Source organism: Rhizobium sp. BK619 (assembly GCF_014195245.1).
Classification (GTDB): Bacteria; Pseudomonadota; Alphaproteobacteria; order Rhizobiales; family Rhizobiaceae; genus Rhizobium; species Rhizobium acidisoli.
The window spans coordinates 299,811-318,938 of record NZ_JACIBH010000004.1; the positions used below are offsets into that span (position 1 = coordinate 299,811).

A 19,128-nucleotide genomic window follows, 5' to 3' on the forward strand; every position below is an offset into this window, starting at 1 on the left:
CTCCGGATGGGATTTTTCCTACCCGCTATAAAGGCCATGTCCGCCCGGTGCAACGGGATTTCGTCAGATCGACAGGCTCGCGGCGGGCTTCAGCGCCTTCACTTCGGTCTTCGATCCCTCCATGCCGGCAACGAATTTATCGGCCGTCTGCTCGATGATCGGGAAGGTGCCGAAGTGACAGGGAATCGCCGTCTTGAAGTTGAAGTAGCGCCGGCAGGCAAGGGCCGCCACCGCGCCGCCCATGGTGAAGCGGTCGCCGATCGGCACGAGGCCGATATCGGGCTGGTGCAATTCATTGATCAGCGCCATGTCGGCGAAGATGTCGGTATCGCCCATGGCGAGGATCGAGGCTTCATCGTCGAAATGCAGCATCAGGCCGTTGGCATTGCCGAGCGCATGCGAGACGCCGTCTTCGGTGATCTGGGCGGACGAGTGCAGCGCATTGGTGAAGGTCGCCGAGAAACTGCCGAGCGCGATCGTGCCGCCGGTATTGCCCATCTCGAGCCTGTCGAGACCCTTGGAGCCGAGCCAGGCAGCGAGATCGGCATTGGCGAGAACAACGGCGCCGGTTTCCTTGGCAAGCGCCACTGTATCGCCGACATGGTCGCCATGCCCATGCGTCAGCAGGATATGAGTAACGCCTGAAGAGACATGCTTGATATCCTGGCCGGAGAAGGAAGCGTTATGGCTGAGGAACGGATCGAGCAGGATCGTCGCTTTTCCGGTCTCGATGCGGAAGGCGGAATGGCCAAGCCAGGTGATCTTCATGAAATCTCTCCTTTATTACGTGATGCAAAAGCCTGTTTGGATGCTATGGACATATCTCATGCGGCCGCAAAGAAAAGCGGCGGCGACTTCAATTTCTTTTGACGGGATGAAATGGCGATGACGGTGCTGACGATCGAGGAAATGGCCGAGACGCTTGCCCCGCGGCAGGCGATTGCCGGCCTCGATCTCGGCACCAAGACGATCGGGCTTTCGATGTCCGATCTCGGGCGGCGTTTCGCCACGCCCCGCCCGGTGATCCGGCGCGTCAAGTTCACCATCGATGCGCAGGCGCTCATGGATTTTGCGACAGCGGAAAAGGTCGCGGGATTCGTCATCGGCCTGCCGATGAACATGGACGGATCGGCAGGTCCGCGGGTGCAGGCAACGCGCGCCTTTGTGCGCAACATGGAGCAGAAGACGGCGCTGCCCTTTGTCTACTGGGACGAGCGGTTATCGACGGTAGCGGCTGAACGGACGCTGCTCGAAATGGACGTCTCGCGCGCCAAGCGGGCCGAACGGATCGATTCGGCCGCCGCGAGCTTCATCCTTCAAGGCGCGCTCGACAGGCTTTCCTTGCTGGCGAGATCCGATGGAGACGAATTCAGCTGACGCGCCTTCCACCAGGCGACGATCGACCTGCGTTTCCGGAAACCGAGGATGGCGAAGACGACGAGACTGTCGACCGCGATCGCACGGGCAACGAGCGGCGGAATGGTTTCCGGCGGAATGCCGAGGACCTCGCCATACAGCTGGAACGTCAGGTCATGCACCTGCCGCGACAGCATGAAGATGCCGAAATTCATGTCGTAATAGGAGAGCCAGTACCATCCGCCCAGAAAGACGATGGGGCCGGCCCAGAAGATCAGAAACCACTTCATGCGGCCTCTCCTCCATGCTTGCGCGCGACGGGCAGATCGAGGGAAACCAACCGGGTCGACAATGCCATGATGCAAAGCACCAGCGTCGGAATTGCGATATCCAGCGCCAGGACTGCGAAAAACATCATCGCAGTCACGAGAAAGGCGGCTTTGGCGATCCTGGTTCCCATTGATGTCAACTCGGGGGCTCTTACTCATTCCATCTCTGCTCCCCTCCACACTGTCGGGTTAACCGAGGCCAGGCAACGTAAACCATTCATTAAGGTTAACGCGGCAGCCGCTGCCTGTGGATGAATGAGCTGTCAGCCGTAGACGCCGCGCACGATGCGCTTCAGCGCCGTCGCCGCCTTCTCCCAGTCCTTCGGCGTCTTCAGCGACAGACCGGCGCACTGCCCGCCGCTTGCAGCGGCAAGCACGAGATGCTGGATCGCGGCGATGATGACGGCATTGACGGCTGCGGCATCGACGCCCTTCGGCGGCGCCAGCGAGCCGCGCATGCGCTCCAGCCAGAGAGCGAGCGCCTTCGAACGCGCTTCGGAAAGCCGCCTCACCTGCTCGGTGTTCTCAGATATCTCCCAGGCGAGGATGCGTCGCATCAGCGGATCGTTCCTCAAGGCTTCGAGGAGGAGAAGCGACAGCCGCTCCATCAGGTCGCCATAGGTGAGCAGGAACATGCCGCCGGCGTCTTCCGGAATGCGATCCCTGACCCATGTGCCGAGATCGGCGCCGATCGCCTCGACCAATCCGTCAAGACCGCCATAATAACGATAGATCAGCTGCTTGTCGCAACCGGCACGGCGGGCGACGGCATTGATGCCGAAATTCTGGAAGCCTTCCTCGGCCAGCAACCCCTTGGCAGCGGCAAGGATGGCGCGCTCCGTGGCGCCGCGATCCCGCACACGCCGTTCCGGCTCGCCGCCGACCTCAGGCAAATTTTCAAGTTTTACCGCTTCATCAAGCACGAACGACCCTTCCCCGCTGTCACCAATCGGTGAGTAGCGGGGAGGTTTCACGCAATCAATCCTATCCTCTTGAGAAGATTGTGGATATTCAATCCTGGCCAATGATTTGACGGCGAACGAGGACCGGCAGGCGATCCGTGGTTGGGTTACCCGGCGACAGGGCTTAAAAGCCGTCTCCCGCGACCTGTTGCAACCGGTGTTGTTTGCGGGCGGAACCTGGAACAAGAGAAATTTGCAGCCGACGGCCTGACGCATTATGTTGGCAACGAATAGGAGATTGCCGATGCTGTTGCGGAAGTATCGAGAAAACAAGGAAGCGCTCAAGCAAATCGGCCGGGAAGCGTTGGCCGAAAGCCGTCGCATGGGTCTGACGATCTCTGCCAAGGATCGACAGAACGAAGCTAAGGATCGGGCGAAACGTGAGCGTAACAAGGATCGCGCTCCTGCTACAGTAAGGTAGCAATCGCTTCATGCCGGAATTGACGTGCATCATCCTTGGTGGGCCGAACGGCTCCGGCAAATCATCCGCCTTCGCGAAGCTCGATCTTGAAGGCGTATGGATCAATGCCGACGAGATTGCCAAGTCTCTGCCTGAGAGCGACGACGGCAAGTCAAAGGAACGGCGAGCTTCCGAGGTCGCCCTTCGCCGGATCGCAGAGATGATCGAAACCCGGCAATCATTCATCTTTGAGACAACACTGAGCAGCCAGCAATCTCTCCGGCTGATGCGCGAGGCGAAGTCGGCTGGTTTCAAAGTCGATCTCTACTATGTGGCCCTGGATTCCGTAGAAACGAACGTGGAGCGCGTCAGGCAGCGCGTCCAGAAGGGCGGACACAACATTCCTGAAGCCGACATCCGGAGGCGGCACAAGGGATCGCTGGCAAAGCTGACGGACGCCCTGACGATCGCGGACGAGGTTTTGCTGATTGACAACAGCGGCCTTGAACCGCACGCGGTATTCGCCATCAGTGGCGGCGTGGTCCAATCTTTCGACATCGACGATAGCCAAGAGCTGCATCGCCTTATGGCGGCCAAGGTCTGCGAGGCCTACGGGTTGATTTGGGTGCATGACGGCTTCAGGAAATCGGTGTCCGCCGCATCGAAGTGACAACGAACGACTTTACTTTCAAAGAGCGGGCTGACCGTCCCGGGCCGTATCTTTTCAGAAATCTCACCCCGACGGTTGATCGCGATGGACGAACCCGGCATAGCTGCATTATGAACAATTCTAATATTCTCCGCTAAGGCCCTGCAATGGTGAACTATATAGAAGCCTCTTCCGCGCCCTCGAAGAATACGGGCGCCATCCGGCTTTACGACGCGCAAGCATACGAGGGCATGCGCAGGGCATGCCAGCTGACCGCGCGCTGCCTCGATGCGCTGGCCGACGTCGTCAAGCCGGGGCTGGTGACCGATGACATCGACCGGTTCGTCTTCGATTTCGGCATGGATCACGGCGCCCATCCGGCGACGCTGAATTATCGCGGCTACACCAAATCGACGTGCACCTCGATCAACCATGTCGTCTGCCACGGCATTCCGAACGACAAGCCGCTGCGCGAAGGCGATATCGTCAATATCGACGTCACCTTCGTGCTCGACGGCTGGCACGGCGATTCCAGCCGGATGTATCCTGTCGGAACGATCAAGCGCGCCGCCGAGCGACTGCTCGAGGTCACCTATGAATCGCTGATGCGCGGCATTTCCGCCGTCAGGCCCGGCGCCCGCACCGGCGCAATCGGCGAGGCGATCCAGACCTATGCCGAGGCCGAGCGTTGCTCGGTGGTGCGTGATTTCTGCGGCCACGGCGTCGGCCGGCTGTTTCACGATTCGCCGAATATCCTGCATTACGGCCGCGCCAATGAGGGGCCGGAACTGCGCGAAGGCATGATCTTCACGATCGAGCCGATGATCAACCTCGGCCGGCCGCATGTGAAGGTGCTGGCCGACGGCTGGACGGCGGTCACCCGCGACCGGTCGCTTTCGGCGCAGTACGAACACACCGTCGGCGTCACCTCCGACGGCTGCGAGATCTTCACCCTGTCGCCCGGCGGGCTCGACCGCCCCGGCCTGCCATCGTTTGCCGGGTGACGATCCGATGGCGAAGGGGCCGGTAGCGACATCTTCCGACGACGAGCTGCCTTTCGAGACCGAAGAGCCTGTTGCCGCCGACGAACGCTCGTTCTTCGGCGGACAGCCGCAAAAAACGGCCGCGCCGAATGCCAAGGCCGCCCTGCCCGCTTCGCTCGCTGCGCAGGAGCATTATCACGGCCATCGCGAGCGGCTGCGTGACCGCTTCCGCGAACAGGGCGACACCGCCCTTGCCGACTATGAAATTCTCGAACTCCTGCTTTTTCGCCTGATCCCGCGGCGCGACACCAAGCCGATCGCCAAGGCGCTGATCGAACGCTTCGGCTCGCTCGCCGGCGTCTTCGGCGCACCGGCGGCGCTGCTGACGGAGGTAAAGGGTGTCGGCGAGGCCGTGGCGCTCGACCTGAAGCTGATTTCGACCGTCGCCCACCGGACGCTGAAGAGCGAACTCAGGAGCAAGCAGGTGCTGTCCTCGTGGTCCTCGGTCATCCAGTATTGCCATGCCGCCATGGCGCATGAGACGCGCGAACAATTCCGCATCCTCTTCCTCGACAAGCGCAACGTGCTGATCGCCGACGAGGTGCAGGGCCGCGGCACCGTCGACCATACGCCGGTCTATCCGCGCGAGGTGGTCAAACGTGCGCTCGAGCTTTCGGCAACGGCGATGATCCTCGTGCACAACCACCCCTCCGGCGACCCGACGCCGTCGCGCGCCGACATCGACATGACGAAGGTGATCATCGAGGCAGCCAAGGCGCTCGATATCACCGTCCACGACCACGTCATCATCGGCAAAGATGGCCATGTCAGCCTGAAGGGGCTGAAGTTGATCTGAAGCCGTCGCGCGCTGACATCGATTTGACGATGGTGATCATCGACGCGGCGAATGCGTTTGATATCATCGTCCATGACCACATCATCAACGGCGATGTCGGCCTTACGGGCCCGACGCTGATAAAACACAGATCCGGCTGAAACGGCACTTGTAAAACAATCTGTAACATTGACCGGCTACCGATAGACGGGCGACATCTTTGCGTCGCAAATGATTCCATTTCCAATCCGGGGCCAGATGATGCTTCAGTACGATCTTGTTGTGGTGGGTAGCGGTCCCGCGGGGCGCCGCGGCGCGATCCAGGCTGCGAAACTCGGCAAGAAGGTGCTTGTCATCGAGCAGGGCAAACGCGTCGGCGGCGTCTCCGTGCATACCGGCACCATTCCCTCCAAAACGCTGCGCGAGACCGCGCTCAATCTTTCCGGCTGGCGCGAACGCGGCTTCTACGGCCGGTCTTACCGCGTCAAGGAAGAGATCAGTGCGGATGACCTGCGCCGCCGTCTGCTGATCACGCTCAACCACGAGGTCGAGGTGCTGGAACACCAGTTCGCCCGCAACCGCGTGCAGCATATTCGCGGCAAGGCGAGCTTCATCAATGCGTCGACGCTGCAGGTGATCAAGGATGACGGCGAGATTACCCAGGTCACCGCCGCCAGCGTGCTGCTTGCCGTCGGCACGAAGCCGTTCCGCCCCGATTACATACCCTTCGACGGCAAGACCGTTCTCGACAGCGACGAGTTGCTCGATATCCAGGAGCTGCCGCGCTCGATGGTCGTTATCGGCGCCGGCGTCATCGGCATCGAATATGCGACGATCTTCAGCGCGCTCGACACGGCCGTGACCGTGATCGATCCGAAGGCGACGATGCTCGACTTCATCGACAAGGAAATCGTCGAGGATTTCACCTACCAGCTGCGCGACCGCAACATGAAGCTGCTGCTCGGCCAAAAGGCCGACAAGGTGGAGACGCTTGAGGGCGGCAAGGTCGAGCTGACGCTCGACAGCGGCCGCCGCCTGACGACCGACATGGTGCTGTTTGCCGCCGGCCGCATGGGGGCGACCGACGCATTGAACCTTCCGGCCATCGGCCTCGAAGCCGACAGCCGCGGCCGTCTCAAGGTCAATCCGGAAACGTTCCAGACATCGGTTGCCAACGTCTATGCCGCCGGCGACGTCGTCGGCTTTCCGAGCCTTGCCTCGACCTCGATGGAACAGGGCCGCATCGCCGCCCGCGTCGCGATCGGCGCGGTTGCCAAGGAGCCGCCGAAATATTTCCCCTACGGCATCTATGCCGTGCCGGAGATTTCCACCTGCGGCCTGACCGAAGAGGAGATGAAGGAGCGCGGCATTCCCTATGAATGCGGCATCGCCCGTTTCCGCGAAACCTCGCGCGGTCATATCATGGGCCTCGACACCGGGCTTTTGAAGCTGATCTTCTCGCTGAAGACACGCCGCCTGCTCGGCGTGCATATCGTCGGCGAAGGCGCCACCGAGCTGGTGCATATCGGCCAGGCGGTGCTCAATCTCAAAGGCACGGTCGAATATTTCGTCGAAAACACCTTCAACTATCCGACGCTTGCCGAAGCCTACAAGATCGCCGGCCTCGACGCCTGGAACCGGATGGGCGACATCAAGTCGGAACTTTAGAACGCATCCCGGACGACAGAGCTGTCGACTCGATCCGGCCGTCCAAAAACGGAGCCGAACGACATTGCGCATCATTTCGCTCAACGCCTGGGGCGGCAGGCTGCATGAGGCCCTGATCGATTATATCAGGCAGGCCGAGGCGGACGTGCTGTGCCTGCAGGAGGTGCTGCGGGCGCCGGGTGCGGATTGGGGATGGTCGATCTATCGGGATGCCGGGCTGGAACTGCCGCAGCGCGCCAATCTGTTTGCAGAGATCAGCGCCGCCCTGCCCGGCCACGACGGCTTCTTCTGCCCGACATCGAGAGGCGAGCTATTTAACGGCGATAGCGCCATTGCCGCCGAATTCGGGCTGGCGACCTTCGTGCGCAAATCGCATTCGGTCATCGCCCAGGGGCTGGACTTCGTGCATGGCAGTTTTTCCGCCAATGGCTGGGGTGAACATCCGCGGCCGCGGAACGCCCATTGCATCCGCATCGTCAGCCATGAGAACGCTTCCAGCCTGACCATCGCCCATATGCATGGCCTGCGTGATCCGGCCGGCAAAAACGACACGGCGGCGCGTAAGAAGCAGGCCGCCGCACTGGTTGCGCTTGTCGAGCGCGTCTGGCCCGGCGGTGAAGGGCTCGTTGTCTGTGGCGATTTGAACATATTGCCCGACAGCGAGACTTTCACGATTCTCGCCAGACTCGGGCTTTCCGAACTCGTCACCGGAAACGGCCTTGTAGACACGCGAACCTCCTACTATCTGAAGCATGGCCGCTTTGCCGATTACATGCTGGTCACACCGGAGGTGAAGATTGCCAGGTTCGAGGTGGTCGAGGCGCCCGAGGTCTCCGACCACCGCGCATTGCTGCTCGATATCGGGTAGTATATTGAGGAATGTGCTGCGAGAAGCGTTTTGCGTGCAGCGCCGTTTTTTACGCCTTAGTTTGACCGCCTGAATCGTATTGATACGCCATGCCTGATAGATGCATTCAACGCCATTTTGCCTCCGGCAAAAGCTTCTGAAGAAAGATAGATAATCTTGTCCCATGTCTTGGAAGCTGCGCGCCGACGTTTTCAGCTAATCCTGATCAAGCCGTCGCATTATGACGACGACGGCTATGTCATCCGCTGGTGGCGGGCGATGATCCCTTCCAATTCGCTCGCGGCTCTCTATGGCATCGCTGCCGAATGCGCTGAGCGTAAGGTGCTCGGGCCCGATACGGCGATCGACATCACCGTGATCGACGAGACCAATACGCGGATCGACTTCGCCGGGCTGCTCGCACAGTTCAAGCGCCACGACAATTTCGGCATGATCGCGCTGGTCGGCGTCCAGACCAACCAATATCCGCGCGCACTCGATATCGCCCGGCCCTTCCGCGATGCCGGTCTGCCGGTTTCGATCGGCGGCTTCCATGTTTCCGGCTGCCTGTCGATGCTGGACGGCAAGGCGGTCGGGCTCGAAGCCTGCCGCGATATGGGCATTTCGATGTTTGCCGGCGAGGCCGAGGGCCGGCTGGAGATGGTGCTGCGCGATGCCGCGAGCGGCGAGTTGAAGCCGCTCTATAATTTCATGAACGACCTTCCCGGCATCGGCGGCACGCCGGTTCCTTTCCTGCCGAAGGACAATATCCAGCGCACGCTCGGGCTCAGCACCAGCTTCGATGCCGGACGCGGCTGTCCCTATCAGTGCTCGTTCTGCACCATCATCAACGTGCAGGGACGCAAGTCGCGTTTCCGCTCGGCCGACGACGTCGAGAAGCTGGTGCGGATGAACTGGGCGCAGGGCATCCATAAATTCTTCATCACCGACGACAATTTCGCTCGCAACAAGGATTGGGAAGCGATCTTCGACCGGCTGATCGAACTCAAGGAGCGGGACGGCATTCCGCTCGGCCTGATGATTCAGGTCGACACGCTCTGCCACAAGATCCCGAATTTTATCGAGAAATCCCGGCGGGCCGGCGTCACCCGCGTTTTCATCGGCCTCGAAAACGTCAACCCTGACAATCTGACGGCCGCCAAGAAGAACCAGAACAAGATCACCGAATATCGCAAGATGCTGCTCGCCTGGAAGGCGCAGGGCATCATGACGCTCGCCGGCTATATCTTGGGCTTCCCCGCCGATACGCCGGAATCGATCCGCCGCGACATCGCGATCATCCAGGAAGAGCTGCCGCTCGACGTCATCGAATTCTTCATCCTGACGCCGCTGCCCGGCTCCGAGGATCATCAGGTTCTGTGGAAGAAGAATGTCGAGATGGACGCCGATCTCAACATCTACGATGTCGAGCACGTCTGCACCGCGCATCCGAAGATGAGCAAGCAGGAGTGGGAAGACATCTACCACGAGGCCTGGGCGCTCTATTATTCAGCTGATCATATGAAGACGCTGCTGCGCCGGGCCGTGGCGACCGGGGTACCGCTCGCAAGACTCGTCAAGGTTCTCGTCTCCTTCGCAACCACCGTGCCGCTGGAAAACGTGCATCCGCTGCAGAGCGGCCTCCTGCGCCTGAAGACACCTTCAGAGCGGCGTCCCGACCTGCCGCGCGAAAATCCGCTGGTCTTCTGGCCGCGTTTTGCCTGGGAAACCTTCAGAAAACATGCTTCGCTCGCCGGCACGATCATCGGCCTGACGATTTCGGCATTCCTGATTTCAAGGGAAGCGAAGTCGAAGACCTATATGGATCAAGCCCTGACGCCGGTCGCCGACGATGAGGAAGAGACACTCAGCCTCTTCACCAAAACAGCCGGCGGCACTGCTGCCGTCAGCCATGTGAGGAAAGTCGCGGAGCTGACGCGGACCGCGCATTGAATTGCAATTCCGCTAGAGCGCGTCGCACGGATCACGTTCGACGCGATACGCTTTAGCGGCTTGAGGTTTGAGCGACCTGGTTTATCTGGGCTATCTCAGCCACTTGCAGCGTGTCGACGAATTCGACGATCTTGACTGGTTTCCCATCCTTGAAATGGATTTTGTCGACGAATTCCGTATGGAAGCTCACGCCCGATGGGATGTGCCGGACCTCACCTTCGCGATGGGCGAAGACCATATGCTCGTCCTCGTCCACATAAATGCCGGTTGTCTTGATCTTGGATAGATCCCAGACAGTGATGAGCTGCTCTATCACCTGACGAAAGGCAGGCCCGCCGGATTCAGTCGAAAGAGGCGCCATCCGTGCATTGCCGGCCATCCGAAAGGTACAATCCTCCCCGAACAGCGCCAGCGTGCCCTCGATATCGCCGCGGCCACGCACAGCATAGATATCCTCTACCAGCTTCTTCATGTCGTTCTTTGCGGTCATTTTCAGGTCCCTCCACCCACCGGCAAATCTGCGCCGAATTATACTTTATTGCAACTATTTGTTGTTGCGGATGAAGACGGGGGACTGCCGGATGCCCGCAATAGAAAAGGCCCCGCACGATGGCGGGGCCTTCAAACATCAGAACCAGGAAGCGATTATTCGGCGCTTTCGTCGGCTGCCTTCTTCTTCGGAGCGGCCTTCTTCTTCGGAGCGGCGGCTTCTTCGCCTTCGCCGGCGTCGGCAGCTTCAGCCTTGGCGGCAGCCTTCTTCTTCGGGGCGGCCTTCTTGGTTTCAGCCTTCGCCTCGCCTTCTTCCTCGGCGAGCAGTTCTTCCTTGGTCACCTTCTTGTCGGTGACGTCGATTTCGGTCAGCAGATGATCGATGACCTTCTCTTCGAAGATCGGCGCGCGGATCGAAGCTGCGGCGCCCGGCTGGCTGCGGAAGAATTCGAGGATCTGCTTTTCCTGACCCGGATACTGGCGCAGCTGATCGTAGATGGCGCGCTGCATCTCGTCTTCGCTGACTTCGACGCCGGCCTTTTCGCCGATTTCGGAGAGAACGAGGCCGAGGCGGACGCGACGCTCGGCGAGCGTCTTGTATTCCTCACGTGCCTTCTCTTCGGTCGTCTCTTCGTCCTCGAAGGTCTTGCCGGATTGAGCGAGGTCGTTGTTCACCTGGCTCCAGATGCCGTTATATTCGGCGTCGACGAGCGAGGTCGGGGTCTCGAACTTGTACATCTCGTCGAGCTGGTCGAGGATCTGGCGCTTCAGCTTCTGGCGGGTCAGCGAGCCGTACTGCGATTCGATCTGGCCACGGACGATTTCCTTCAGGCGATCGGCAGATTCGATGCCGAGCTTGGAGGCGAGTTCGTCATTGATCTCGACGGCGCCGGGAGCTGCAACATCCTTGACCGATACGTCGAAGGTGGCTTCCTTGCCGGCAAGGTTCTTGGCCGGATAGTCGGCCGGGAAGGTGACGGTGATGGTCTTCTCGTCGCCGGCCTTGACGCCGACGAGCTGGTCTTCGAAGCCCGGAATGAAGCGGCCGGAGCCGAGCACCAGTTCGGCGCCCTGGTCGGTGCCGCCTTCAAAGGCTTCGCCGTCGACCTTGCCGACGTAATCCATGGTGATGCGGTCGCCGTTGGCGGCCTTGCCGGTCTTGGTCTCGTAAGCCCGGGCGCTTTCAGCGACCTTCAGGACCTGCTCGGTGACTTCGTCGTCCGAGATGTCGATGACTTCGCGCGTGACCTTGATGCCCTTGACCGACTTCAGCTCGATCGGCGGCAGCACTTCATAGGAGAGCGTGAATTCGAAATCCTGCTCGGCGGCGAGGATCTTGTCGGCTTCATCCTTGTCCTCGGTCATGGCGATTTCCGGCTGCGTGGCCGACTTCTCGCCGCGGCTGGAGAGGATGGCCGACGGCTGCTCGCGGACGATCTCGTTGACGAGTTCGGCCATGATCGACTTGCCGTAGACCTTCTTCAGGTGAGCTGCGGGTACCTTGCCCGGACGGAAGCCGTTGATGCGGACCTTGTCCTTCACATCGGCAAGACGCTCATTCATCTTGTCTTGCATGTCCTTGGCCGGGATAACGACCTTGATTTCGCGCTTCAGCCCTTCAGCGAGCGTTTCGATAACCTGCATGTCTTCCTACCTTCATGTCCTGGCGGCCGTGCCCAGACGCCGTTCGTTTCAATGAGCACGACGCCGGCAGCGTGCCGCGCGTGGCTTTTCCCAATTCCTGTATCATTCCACCCAAAGGGGAACGGCACTCGCGGGGTATTCGGGACGACTATCTCCCGCCTGCAAACAGCTTGGTGCGGGTAGAGAGACTTGAACTCCCACGCCTTGCGGCACCAGAACCTAAATCTGGCGTGTCTACCAATTTCACCATACCCGCGTTCACAAAACCGCATGCCTAAGCCTGCGCATGAGGCCTTCCGGAGCGCGGCGTCTCTATATCACCCGATTTGGTCGAGGCAAAGGAAAAATGAACGGCAAATGACAGGGATTTGCGGCCCGCAAACCGCGCCCTTCCGAAGTGCCGCCGGATCAGTAGAGCGGCTCGTCGTAAACCGGCTTGCCGTCAACGAGAAGACCGCGGATCTGCGCGCTTCCCGCCGGCGAGACGCGCACGGCGATTGCGACATTGCCGCCGTTTCTGGCCTCCTCGATCGGCTTGCCCTGACCTTCAGGAACGTAATAGCGCTCGATGCCGTATTCGACGCGGATGTTGTCACCGGCGGCAAGGCCGCCACTGTAGAAGGGCTGGCTGCGCAGGATCACGGTCTCCGGCAGCGGTGGCAGTTCGTGAAAGGACGATTCGATCACCGTCCAGAAACCGTCTTCCTGCTTCTTCAACCGAACCCATAACGTGCGCTCGCCGGGCTCTGCCGGAATGCCGCCCGAGACCGTCTGCACCGGCACCGAGGAAATGTCATAGTTCAAGACGACATAATCGCCGCGCAGGAAATCGCGCGGATCGACGGGCGCCGTCTTCAGCAGCACTTCGGCGCCATTGTTGAGGATCGAGGCGCGGCTCTGGATGATCGTGCCGAGGATCACGGTCTGCAGACCGGCGACGATGATTGCCGAAAGCAGATAGCCCCTGCCGGAGTGCAGCCTTGCCATCAGCGAGTTCATGCGCTCTCTCCCTGTGCATTCGCCGAAAAGCGCCGTTCGAGACGGATGACGATCCAGGCAACCAGCGCGACGACGAGACCGGAAAACAGGAAGAGGCTCGAGGTACCGAGGATCGAGCCGACAGTGACGGAAGCGAGATAAAGCATCTCGGCGGCAAAGGTCGTATAAGCGAGATAACGTACCGCGCCGTTGTCCCTGCCATGCAGGGCGATCGCCAGCACCGAGGCGGCAAGTGTCGCCAAGCCGAGCACCACCAGCCGCCAGCCGTCCTCGATTTCGATATGCAGCAGCAGGAAGCCGATCGCGGCGACGAGGAAGCTGTAGAAGGCTGGGGCCGCGCCGGCGCTCCTGACCAGGGAGGCAACAGAGCGGGTCGGCAACGCCGTCAGCACGAAGGCCGCCATGCCGCCGATCGCGAAGGCAAGCGCCACGGCGATCTCCTCGTAAAGCGTATAGAGCCAGGCGAGCCAGCCGATCAGCAGCAGATAGGCGAGATGGCGAGCCCGCTCGGCGCCGGTATACCGCACCAGCCCGATGACGATTACCGCCATGACGGGCGCCATCCAGGGATCGAGCCCGATCCAATGTGTGTCGTAATTCTCGAGATAGACGGCAAAGGATGCCCAGGACAGGAAACCCGCGACGACGGCCACTGCGCCCGAGCGGAACAGGATCGCCGAGATCGTCGCGATGGCGAACCAGAGATACATCACTGTCTGCTCGTCGCCGGAGAGATGATACATCTGTCCGACCAGAGAGATGGCGCCGCCGAAACTCATCGCGCCGATGATCAGCAAGCCGCTTGCCGCCGCTGACGCACCGCTGGCGAGTATCCGGGCGGCGGCGAGGTGCACCACCCAGATCAGGGCAAGGATAACGCCGACGCGGATAAGCCGGGGGATGGCCTCCCAGTTGGAGGCGACGACCAGCAGGATGGCGGCTGCCAGCAGCACCGCCGCCAGCGCCATCAACACCCGCCCGAGGCTGAAGCTGGCCGGGCGGCTGTCATATTCGGCAAGAAGCGCGCCTGCCGTTTCCTGCCCCAGCAGGCCCTTGCCCACCCAGAGGGAGAGATCCCGCTCCAATCTGCCGCGATACATGCTCCCACCCCTTGACTTCCGCGACGCTCGTTCCGGCGCTGCGGCTTCCGTCGTTATAGACGCAGCATCGAGGTTCGCAAACGTCCTCGCGACAAATATACAAATTCCTCATTGGTCTAAATTGGGGCGAGTATTAACCGACCGCTAACGTCATTAGCGCTATTATAAGTGCATGTTCGGAGAGGTATGCATATTGCGCATATCCCTCATGAATTTATTGCACTGCAAAAATTCAATTAGTCATACTATTTAAAGACTCATCGAAGCACGGGGATGGCGCCCCGGCCCGGTTCTGCCGGATGCCCGCGGAATGATTGTCCGTGACGAGATTCGCAGCCGCGCACTCCTCCTCCCAAGCGCGCTGCGATAAGACTGGCAACACTCCTCCTCCCAGTTGCCAGTCATCATAATGCGCCCGCCGGATCCTCCCCCGGCGGGCGTTTTATTGCGCAAAAACGCATTAAAGCATTGGCGTCCCAAGATTTCGGCCGGTTGGTCCCGTCGTGCCACACTGCCGCCACACCGCCCTCGCCGAGGCTGCGCATACATGGGCGGTGTCGATCCGAGGCGAAACGCCTTATTGTGGTGGACGCACAGGCGGAACCGCCGGAGGGAACGGCGTTTTGACGCAAGAACGCCCGTTCGGTGCGCCAAACCAGATTGCTTTCCTCAGAATCATTTTGCCTATTCGTTGACCAAAAAGCGGTAGATCTTGGTCAAACAGCCTTTGAGCATTGCATACTTCGCATAGGTGATCTGAAAACTTGGCTGTTTTCCTCTTTCGCGCCGCAACATATATTCCGGTCATCAAATAGAGGTCAGCGCCGATCAGTGGCTGCTGGCAGATCAAACCCTCGGAAAGGGGCTTAACATGAACTTCTCTCGCTCTTTCAATAACTGGCGCAAGTATCGTCAGACCGTCACCGAACTCGGCCGCATGAGCAACCGCGAATTGCACGACCTCGGTATCGACCGTTCGGACATCCATCGCGTTGCCCGTGAGGCTTCCGCCCGCTAATTCAAGGCATTCGCTGTCTCCTCCCAAGCAGCTTGTCCTCGATCGAAACGCCCGCTGTACCCACAGCGGGCGTTTTCTTTTTCCCGACGCACTGCCGCGTCGGTTGCACGCCTTTGCGTACTTCTTTAGCCCGCTCAAAAAATATCCACCGCTTAATTGGCAAGCATCACATTGCACAAATGCATAGCAGACGCCTTTTATTTGCACTGCACAAAAGCGCGGTTCTCGCCTATATAAACATCAACCGCAGAGAGATAGGCGATCCCGCCATCCAGCGGACATTTGTTTGAGGAAAAAGACAATGAACCCGATCCGCATTGCAAGAAGCTGGCTCAGCTACCGCCGTACGCTCAACGAACTCGGCGGCCTTTCGAACCAGACCCTGTCCGATATCGGCGTTAGCCGTTACGACATCCGTAACATCGCATCCCGCTCGTTCCGTTAATAGCCAGTCGCTAACAACGGGCTTGATGCTTCCAAGACGGCGCCCCGAGGCGCCGTTTTTGATTCCCGGGTGTTGGATCGCACCTGCCGACATGATATCAGCCCGGAATGAACACGATCTCTTCCTATTCCCCCATCCACGTTGTCGGCGGCGGACTTGCCGGTTCGGAAGCCGCCTGGCAGATCGCCAGTTCCGGCGTTCCCGTCATCCTGCATGAAATGCGCGGGGTGCGCGGCACGGATGCACACAAGACCGACGGACTTGCCGAGCTGGTCTGCTCCAACTCCTTCCGCTCCGACGATGCGACCAGCAATGCCGTCGGCGTCATCCACGCCGAGATGCGCATGGCGGGCTCGCTGATCATGGCTACTGCCGATCGCCACCAAGTGCCGGCCGGCGGCGCGCTCGCCGTCGATCGCGACGGCTTTTCCGAAGCCGTGACCCGGGCGATCCACGACCACCCGCTGATCACGGTCGTGCGTGAAGAGATCACCGGCCTGCCGCCTGGTGACTGGGATCTCGCCATAGTCGCCACCGGGCCGCTGACCGCGCCGTCGCTCGCAAGCGCCATCCAGGCGCAGACGGGCGAGGATTCGCTCGCCTTCTTCGATGCCATCGCGCCGATCGTCTACCGCGAGAGCATCGACATGGATATCTGCTGGTATCAGTCGCGCTACGACAAGGTCGGTCCCGGCGGCACCGGCAAGGATTACATCAATTGCCCGATGGACGAGGCGCAGTACAATGCCTTCGTCGATGCGCTGATATCGGGCGACACGGTCGGTTTCAAGGAATGGGAAGGCACACCTTATTTCGACGGCTGCCTGCCGATCGAGGTGATGGCCGAACGCGGCCGCGAGACGCTGCGCCACGGGCCGATGAAGCCGATGGGGCTGACCAATGCGCATAACCCGACGGTCAAAGCCTATGCCGTCGTGCAGCTGCGCCAGGACAATGCGCTCGGCACGCTCTACAATATGGTCGGCTTTCAGACGAAGCTGAAATATGGGGCGCAGGCGGAAATCTTCCGGATGATCCCCGGCCTGGAAAATGCGGAATTCGCCCGCCTCGGCGGCCTGCACCGCAACACCTATATCAATTCTCCCACCCTGCTCGACCCGTCGCTGACCTTGAAATCGCGGCCTGGCCTGCGTTTCGCCGGCCAGATCACCGGCTGCGAGGGGTATGTGGAAAGCGCCAGCGTCGGGCTGATGGCCGGCCGTTTCGCCGCTGCCGAACGCAAGGGCGAGGCGATCTCGCTGCCGCCGGCAACGACGGCGCTCGGCTCGCTGCTCGGTCATATCACCGGCGGCCATATCGTCACCGACGAAGAGCCGGGCAAACGCTCGTTCCAGCCGATGAACATCAATTTCGGGCTGTTTCCGGAACTTCAGCCCGGATCGATCGTCAAGCCCGAGGGCGTCAAACGCTTCCGCGGCAAAGACAAGACGATCATGAAGCGGCAGTTGATCGCGCGGCGAGCACTCGCAGACTGCGCCGCCTGGCTGGGTCAGAACTCGCCGCTCGCCGAAAGCGCCTAACTCGCTATTTAGAGCATGATGCCGAAAAGTGTGAGCGGTTTTCGGACGACATCATGCTCTAACTCTTTAATTTAGAACAGGATTCAGATTTTAGGCCAACCGGGCCTAAAATCATCCTGTTCTAGTGCTTGTTCGCCGCCGAAATATGGTCGGACGGCAGATCCTTATCCGGCTCGGCGATATAGTTGCCGAGCAGCCAGAGCGCTACTTCCGCGGACTCCTTGGCGGAAGCGAATTCGAAATCGCCGTTGTGATGCGGCGCATCGAGGAAATCGATCACCAGGCCCCTGCCCGTTTGCGAGCTGACGACGCGCACCCGGCCCGGCTCGATCAGATGACAGGCGAAGTGGCGCGACATGTTGCGCATGAAGCCGGCCTTATTGTCATGCAGGCGCACGAAGATGGCCTGGCCGTTCTCCGTCGCCTGCAACTGGCGGATCGCCTCGTTCGGAAAGGCGCGGCCGAACTCGATGATGGCGAGGCCCGTGTCGTGCAGGCCGTCTTCCTTGTTCTGCGCAGCCATGCGCGTGACCACGAAGGCAAAGAAGATGACGATGGCGAAAAGAACGCACCAGACGATAATGCCCACGCCGAGTCTCCGTTCAAAAAGTAGCGGTTCAGGCCTTGTAACGCGCGAGACTTGCGCGAGTTTGACCGGTGTCAGATTTTTCTGCGGACGGCCGAGAGGGCCATACTAAGCTGACGGCGCCATTGCGGCGGCTGCAGCGGCCGGTCGAACAGGACAGCGCCGAGCTTCTGCGCCCTGAAAAGCACCGGTTCGGCAAGCGTCGCCGGCAGGAAGGCCGGAAAGACCGCGGGCGCGATCGGCCCTGCCGCCCTCGCCTTTGCCAGATGTTCGCGACCGAGGCCGGCAAAGGCTTCGATGGCGGCGGAAATGCGCGGCCGGTCGTCCCCGGCAAGGAAGGTATCGCGGTTGAGACCGGTGGCGGACAGGATCTGCAGCGGAATATAGACCTGGCCGCGGCGGCGATAGAGCGGCATCAGCAGCAACAGGCCGGCGACCGCCTGGGCTACACCGGCATGACCGGCGGCGTCGGCCGATCGTGCGGCTTCCTCGGGCGAAAGCACCAGGCTTGCGAGCTGAATGAGGGCCGATGCCGTCTCGCCGGCATACCCTTCGAGCGACAGACGCGTTTCCATCGGATCGTCGTAGAGATCGAAGGTGCGGGCCTCGATCATGTCGATCAGCGTCTTGCGCGGCAGGCGGTGCGTCTCGATCGCCGTCAGAAGTGCTGAAGCGACGGGATTGGCCGCCGTCGAACCATGGGCGCTGCCTTCCAGCAGGTCGCGCCAGTATTGCAGCCGCACCTCGCCGGGCAACGGCTCGTGCACGAGATCGCGAATGCGGGCAAGCTCGGCATTGAAGGCGTAGAGGGCTGCGAGCGCGCCGCGCTTGTCCTCCGGCGACAGCAGGCAGGCAAGGTAGCGGTCGCGATCGCTGTCGCGCAGCATCGCCAGGCAGGTCTCCTGGTTCGTCGCAGGCTTCGCTTCAACCATCGTCAGACCGCAATCAGTGCCGCGGCGACGGCGCGCTGCTCGGCGAGCATGATATTGAAGGTGCGTACCGCTGCACCGGTGCTCATCGGATCGGAGGCGATGCCGCGCGCCTTCAGCGCCTGCTTCAATGCCTCCGGCAGACGGCGAAGCTCGGTTCCGGTCCCGACGAGCAGAACCTCGATATCATCGGCCTCATCAAGCACCCGGCGGAAATTTTCCGGCGACAGCGGTTTCGACATGTCCATGTCCCAGCCGTGAATGCCGGAGGGCAGGCAAAGGATCGAGCCGCGATGCGACATGTCGGCAAAGCGGAAACCGCCATTGCCGTAAGTATCGATCGGCGCGCGCCCGGGAAAATGCGCGGCGCGGATTTCTATGCCTTTTGCCATGTT

The 19,128-nt window shown here is 60.7% G+C and carries 23 protein-coding genes and 1 tRNA gene; 12 read left to right on the forward strand and 12 right to left on the reverse strand.

All coding sequences use genetic code 11. From position 1 onward, the window contains the following. Positions 1 to 63 precede the first annotated feature (63 nt). A complete protein-coding gene (locus FHX14_RS09550; RefSeq protein ID WP_184376954.1) occupies positions 64 to 768 on the reverse strand; it encodes a metal-dependent hydrolase in 705 nt (234 codons plus the stop codon). A 117-nt stretch (positions 769 to 885) separates the two neighbouring features. Here FHX14_RS09550 and ruvX point away from each other — a divergent pair, with 117 nt between their 5' ends. After that, complete coding sequence (ruvX, locus tag FHX14_RS09555) at positions 886 to 1,377, forward strand: Holliday junction resolvase RuvX (protein ID WP_012557506.1); 492 nt, start codon at positions 886 to 888, stop codon at positions 1,375 to 1,377. Here the strand turns inward: ruvX and FHX14_RS09560 are convergent. From FHX14_RS09560 to FHX14_RS09570, 3 genes are all read right to left on the reverse strand, one after another. Beyond that, the gene (locus tag FHX14_RS09560; protein ID WP_184376955.1) at positions 1,317 to 1,646 is read right to left on the reverse strand and encodes a DUF6105 family protein; all 330 of its coding nucleotides are present in this window, start codon (positions 1,644 to 1,646) and stop codon (positions 1,317 to 1,319) included. The two genes, ruvX and FHX14_RS09560, sit on opposite strands and share 61 nt — an antisense overlap. After that, positions 1,643 to 1,816, reverse strand: coding sequence for a hypothetical protein (locus tag FHX14_RS09565; RefSeq protein WP_003586917.1), 174 nt, complete (start codon positions 1,814 to 1,816; stop codon positions 1,643 to 1,645). Before FHX14_RS09565 ends, FHX14_RS09560 begins: the two co-directional genes overlap by 4 nt. Positions 1,817 to 1,948: 132 nt before the next feature. Next, positions 1,949 to 2,608, reverse strand: a complete 660-nt coding sequence (locus FHX14_RS09570) for a TetR/AcrR family transcriptional regulator (protein WP_037073143.1) — start codon at positions 2,606 to 2,608, stop codon at positions 1,949 to 1,951. A gap of 283 nt (positions 2,609 to 2,891) precedes the next feature. Between FHX14_RS09570 and FHX14_RS09575 the strand changes: the two genes are divergently transcribed. From FHX14_RS09575 to FHX14_RS09610, 8 genes are all read left to right on the forward strand, one after another. Then, positions 2,892 to 3,068, forward strand: a complete 177-nt coding sequence (locus FHX14_RS09575) for a hypothetical protein (RefSeq protein ID WP_003586920.1) — start codon at positions 2,892 to 2,894, stop codon at positions 3,066 to 3,068. A gap of 10 nt (positions 3,069 to 3,078) precedes the next feature. Next, entirely contained in the window at positions 3,079 to 3,717 is a 639-nt protein-coding gene (locus FHX14_RS09580) for a zeta toxin family protein (protein ID WP_184376956.1), read from the forward strand. A gap of 146 nt (positions 3,718 to 3,863) precedes the next feature. Beyond that, on the forward strand, positions 3,864 to 4,700 hold the full coding sequence (gene map / locus FHX14_RS09585; protein ID WP_184376957.1) for a type I methionyl aminopeptidase: 837 nt from the start codon (positions 3,864 to 3,866) through the stop codon (positions 4,698 to 4,700). Between the two features lie 7 nt (positions 4,701 to 4,707). Continuing rightward, positions 4,708 to 5,535, forward strand: a complete 828-nt coding sequence (gene radC, locus FHX14_RS09590) for a DNA repair protein RadC (protein WP_003586925.1) — start codon at positions 4,708 to 4,710, stop codon at positions 5,533 to 5,535. A gap of 29 nt (positions 5,536 to 5,564) precedes the next feature. Further along, positions 5,565 to 5,675 (forward strand): DNA repair protein RadC, encoded by a 111-nt coding sequence (locus FHX14_RS09595; protein ID WP_080518700.1) that lies wholly within the window; start codon positions 5,565 to 5,567, stop codon positions 5,673 to 5,675. Positions 5,676 to 5,775: 100 nt separating this feature from the next. Next, positions 5,776 to 7,182 (forward strand): Si-specific NAD(P)(+) transhydrogenase, encoded by a 1,407-nt coding sequence (gene sthA / locus FHX14_RS09600; protein ID WP_054183296.1) that lies wholly within the window; start codon positions 5,776 to 5,778, stop codon positions 7,180 to 7,182. Positions 7,183 to 7,246: 64 nt separating this feature from the next. Then, positions 7,247 to 8,050, forward strand: a complete 804-nt coding sequence (locus FHX14_RS09605) for an endonuclease/exonuclease/phosphatase family protein (protein WP_184376958.1) — start codon at positions 7,247 to 7,249, stop codon at positions 8,048 to 8,050. A gap of 156 nt (positions 8,051 to 8,206) precedes the next feature. After that, on the forward strand, positions 8,207 to 9,982 hold the full coding sequence (locus FHX14_RS09610) for a radical SAM protein (protein WP_184376959.1): 1,776 nt from the start codon (positions 8,207 to 8,209) through the stop codon (positions 9,980 to 9,982). Positions 9,983 to 10,034: 52 nt separating this feature from the next. On the opposite strand, the gene FHX14_RS09615 is transcribed toward FHX14_RS09610, so the two are convergent. The 5 genes from FHX14_RS09615 to FHX14_RS09635 all read right to left on the reverse strand — a co-directional run bounded on the left by FHX14_RS09615 (position 10,035) and on the right by FHX14_RS09635 (position 14,214). Beyond that, the gene (locus FHX14_RS09615) at positions 10,035 to 10,472 is read right to left on the reverse strand and encodes a nuclear transport factor 2 family protein (protein WP_012557497.1); all 438 of its coding nucleotides are present in this window, start codon (positions 10,470 to 10,472) and stop codon (positions 10,035 to 10,037) included. Between the two features lie 155 nt (positions 10,473 to 10,627). Then, positions 10,628 to 12,115, reverse strand: coding sequence for a trigger factor (gene tig, locus FHX14_RS09620; RefSeq protein WP_184376960.1), 1,488 nt, complete (start codon positions 12,113 to 12,115; stop codon positions 10,628 to 10,630). A gap of 171 nt (positions 12,116 to 12,286) precedes the next feature. Then, positions 12,287 to 12,371: transfer RNA gene (locus FHX14_RS09625), tRNA-Leu, on the reverse strand. Positions 12,372 to 12,523: 152 nt separating this feature from the next. After that, complete coding sequence (locus tag FHX14_RS09630) at positions 12,524 to 13,114, reverse strand: GDYXXLXY domain-containing protein (RefSeq protein WP_184376961.1); 591 nt, start codon at positions 13,112 to 13,114, stop codon at positions 12,524 to 12,526. Beyond that, complete coding sequence (locus FHX14_RS09635; protein ID WP_184376962.1) at positions 13,111 to 14,214, reverse strand: DUF2157 domain-containing protein; 1,104 nt, start codon at positions 14,212 to 14,214, stop codon at positions 13,111 to 13,113. Before FHX14_RS09635 ends, FHX14_RS09630 begins: the two co-directional genes overlap by 4 nt. 871 nt (positions 14,215 to 15,085) lie before the next feature. Here FHX14_RS09635 and FHX14_RS09640 point away from each other — a divergent pair. From FHX14_RS09640 to trmFO, 3 genes are all read left to right on the forward strand, one after another. Next, positions 15,086 to 15,232, forward strand: a complete 147-nt coding sequence (locus FHX14_RS09640; protein ID WP_003586937.1) for a DUF1127 domain-containing protein — start codon at positions 15,086 to 15,088, stop codon at positions 15,230 to 15,232. Between the two features lie 301 nt (positions 15,233 to 15,533). After that, a complete protein-coding gene (locus tag FHX14_RS09645) occupies positions 15,534 to 15,677 on the forward strand; it encodes a DUF1127 domain-containing protein (protein WP_003539017.1) in 144 nt (47 codons plus the stop codon). Positions 15,678 to 15,784: 107 nt separating this feature from the next. Further along, a complete protein-coding gene (gene trmFO, locus FHX14_RS09650; protein WP_012557493.1) occupies positions 15,785 to 17,218 on the forward strand; it encodes a methylenetetrahydrofolate--tRNA-(uracil(54)-C(5))-methyltransferase (FADH(2)-oxidizing) TrmFO in 1,434 nt (477 codons plus the stop codon). A gap of 121 nt (positions 17,219 to 17,339) precedes the next feature. Here the strand turns inward: trmFO and FHX14_RS09655 are convergent, their stop codons facing one another. The 3 genes from FHX14_RS09655 to FHX14_RS09665 form a co-directional block, all read right to left on the reverse strand. After that, the gene (locus FHX14_RS09655) at positions 17,340 to 17,807 is read right to left on the reverse strand and encodes a hypothetical protein (protein WP_012557492.1); all 468 of its coding nucleotides are present in this window, start codon (positions 17,805 to 17,807) and stop codon (positions 17,340 to 17,342) included. A gap of 71 nt (positions 17,808 to 17,878) precedes the next feature. Then, entirely contained in the window at positions 17,879 to 18,736 is an 858-nt protein-coding gene (locus tag FHX14_RS09660; protein WP_184376963.1) for a phytoene/squalene synthase family protein, read from the reverse strand. 2 nt (positions 18,737 to 18,738) lie between these two features. After that, entirely contained in the window at positions 18,739 to 19,125 is a 387-nt protein-coding gene (locus FHX14_RS09665) for an Mth938-like domain-containing protein (RefSeq protein WP_012557491.1), read from the reverse strand. Positions 19,126 to 19,128 lie beyond the last annotated feature (3 nt).